General features: G+C 62.2%; 3 protein-coding genes. 1 reads left to right on the forward strand and 2 read right to left on the reverse strand.

Going from position 1 to position 2,274, the window contains the following annotated elements; all coding sequences use genetic code 11:
* Nucleotides 1-4 precede the first annotated feature (4 nt).
* Complete coding sequence (thiL, locus tag Q0964_RS16360) at nucleotides 5-877, forward strand: thiamine-phosphate kinase (RefSeq protein WP_299269730.1); 873 nt, start codon at nucleotides 5-7, stop codon at nucleotides 875-877.
* Between the two features lie 15 nt (nucleotides 878-892).
* Here the strand turns inward: thiL and Q0964_RS16365 are convergent, their stop codons facing one another.
* Nucleotides 893-2,044 carry a site-2 protease family protein gene (locus Q0964_RS16365; protein WP_299269728.1) on the reverse strand — a complete coding sequence of 384 codons (1,152 nt, stop codon included), beginning with the start codon at nucleotides 2,042-2,044 and terminating at the stop codon, nucleotides 893-895.
* Between the two features lie 120 nt (nucleotides 2,045-2,164).
* A partial coding sequence (locus Q0964_RS18650) for a DUF7123 family protein (RefSeq protein WP_475405895.1) occupies nucleotides 2,165-2,274 on the reverse strand: 110 nt, incomplete at its 5' end.

A 2,274-nucleotide genomic window follows, 5' to 3' on the forward strand; every position in this document is an offset into this window, starting at 1 on the left:
TGATATGGACGAACGAACGGCGCTGACAGAACTGGCGACGTCCCTGTCAGCCGCGGGCGACGACGCAGCAGCCGTCGCGGGTCTCGTCGTGACGACGGACATGCTCCACGAGCGGACGGACTTTCCCGAAGGAACCACCCGCTACACAGCCGGCTGGCGTGCGGTCGGTGCTTCGCTGTCTGACGTGGCAGCGATGGGCGCGACGGCACTGGCCGCGGTTGCAGTCTATGCCGCCCCGAGATTCAAGTGGACGGAGATCAGCGCCTTCGTTGACGGAGCCAGTAACGTCTGCGAAGCGGTCGGGGCGGAGTACGTTGGCGGCGATCTTGACGGCCACGACGAATTCACAGTCGCTACGACCGGACTGGGACGGGCAGACGAGCCGGTGAGCAGAGCGGGCGCGACTCCCGGTGATGTCGTCTGTGTGACCGGGACGCTTGGCCGAAGCGGGGCAGCACTAAGACTGTTCGAGCGTGGGGAACACGAGCGCGCGAACAGTCTCTTCCGGTTCGAACCACGCGTCGCAGCAGGGAAACGACTCCGCGATGCTGCCACGGCAATGATCGACTCGAGTGACGGACTCGCCCGCTCACTTCACCAACTCGCCGAGGCCAGCGGTTGCGGGTTCGCGATCGAGTCACCGCTGCCTATCGCAACGATTGTCGACGAACTCGCCGAAGACGAGCGGGACCGTCGGGAGCTGGGCCTGTTTTTTGGGGAGGATTTCGAACTCGTCTGTACCCTCCCACAGGAGGCCGTTGAACGGGCACAAGCGGCCCTCTCGGTCGATTTCACCCCTATCGGCAGAGTTAGCAAGTCGGGGGTCACACTCGACGGCGAACCACTCCCGGATCGAGGATTCACACACGGGGAATGATGTGGGTAGCGCCGGTCAGGCAGCCTCGACGATTTCGATGGGCACAGGCGTAAAACAGAGGGCAGCGAGAACGAACGTGAGGATGCCAAGGAGTATACGTTTGCGGTCGAGGGTCTCGTCGCGGATCGGCTCGGCAGGGCCAGCGTACGCGAGTCCGAGCGCGAACAGGCCCCACATGAACCAGATGCCGACGGAGTCGATACCGTCGGCGATGACGAGGAGATAGGCAGCGAGGGCAAACAGCGCGCCTGGAACGGCCGCGGCGATCCGGGTCTGCCGGTCACCAACTATCGCCCTGAGGATGTGGCCGCCGTCGAGTTGTCCGACCGGGAGCATGTTCAGAAGGGTCACGAGCATTCCGACCCAGCCACCGAAGACGACGGGATGAACGAGTCCGTCTTCGAGTTGATCCGCGGTCCCGGTTACGGTGGCGATGAGTTCGAGTAGCGGAGGATAGTTGAACATGACCGTCGCCTCCTCACTTTCGGTGGCGGCCTGCTGGACGGGAAGGGGGTCGAGCTGGAGACCAATGGCGGTGACGACAATCGTCGCAGCCAGGCCAGCAAGCGGTCCCGCAGCACCGATATCGAAAAGCGCCTTCCGGTCGGGGATACGGCCTTTCATCCGGATCACCGCTCCCATCGACCCGATGTAGGTCGGCAGTGGGATGAAATACGGCAGTGACGCCTCGACGTTGTGGTATCGGCTCATGACGTAGTGGCCGAGTTCGTGGACGCCAAGGACGCCGACAATTGCGATCATGAACGGCCATGCCTCTATCACCCGCCAGGGCTCCTCGGTGATAGGAACCTGATACCAGTAGAATGCGCCGGCAAACAGCGTGGAAAAGACAGTCAAGACAAAAAGGACCACGTTGAGCCAGGGGATCCCGCCCTCTCCGTCCGACCGTGGTTCGGCAACGAGGACGTACTCGCCCCGGGAGACCGGGAAGTCGAGGCGTTCGCTTCGGTACCCGCGCTGGAGGGAAATCTGGTAGCCCCGCTCACGGAAGAGCGGCCAGAGCGTCCGCTCTAGGCGTTCACTCGAGGCAGTCGGTTCTCCGATGTAAAGAACCGACTCACCGTCACGTCGGACGTCGTAAACGTCGAAGACGGAGCCGATTTCCGTGGCGTCGGGCGGTGTCGTCGTCTCATCGCTACCGGCCATCACATCGCGGTTATGGATTGAGTGTGTATAAAACCACGGCGATGGGTTGCCACGACGATTACAGTCTCAGTCAAAAGAGGAAAAAAGCGTGGACCAGTGCGAGGTATCTCGGGGCCGCGTTCAGGCCGGCTTCACTCGCCACGTAGTCGCACTCGTGTACGACCACTTCTCGATTTCCAGTTCAGTTGCCGATTCCTTGAGCTGGATCATCAGTGCGCCGATCTCCTTTG

This window comes from Halorientalis sp., assembly GCF_028275115.1.
GTDB lineage: Archaea > Halobacteriota > Halobacteria > Halobacteriales > Haloarculaceae > Halorientalis.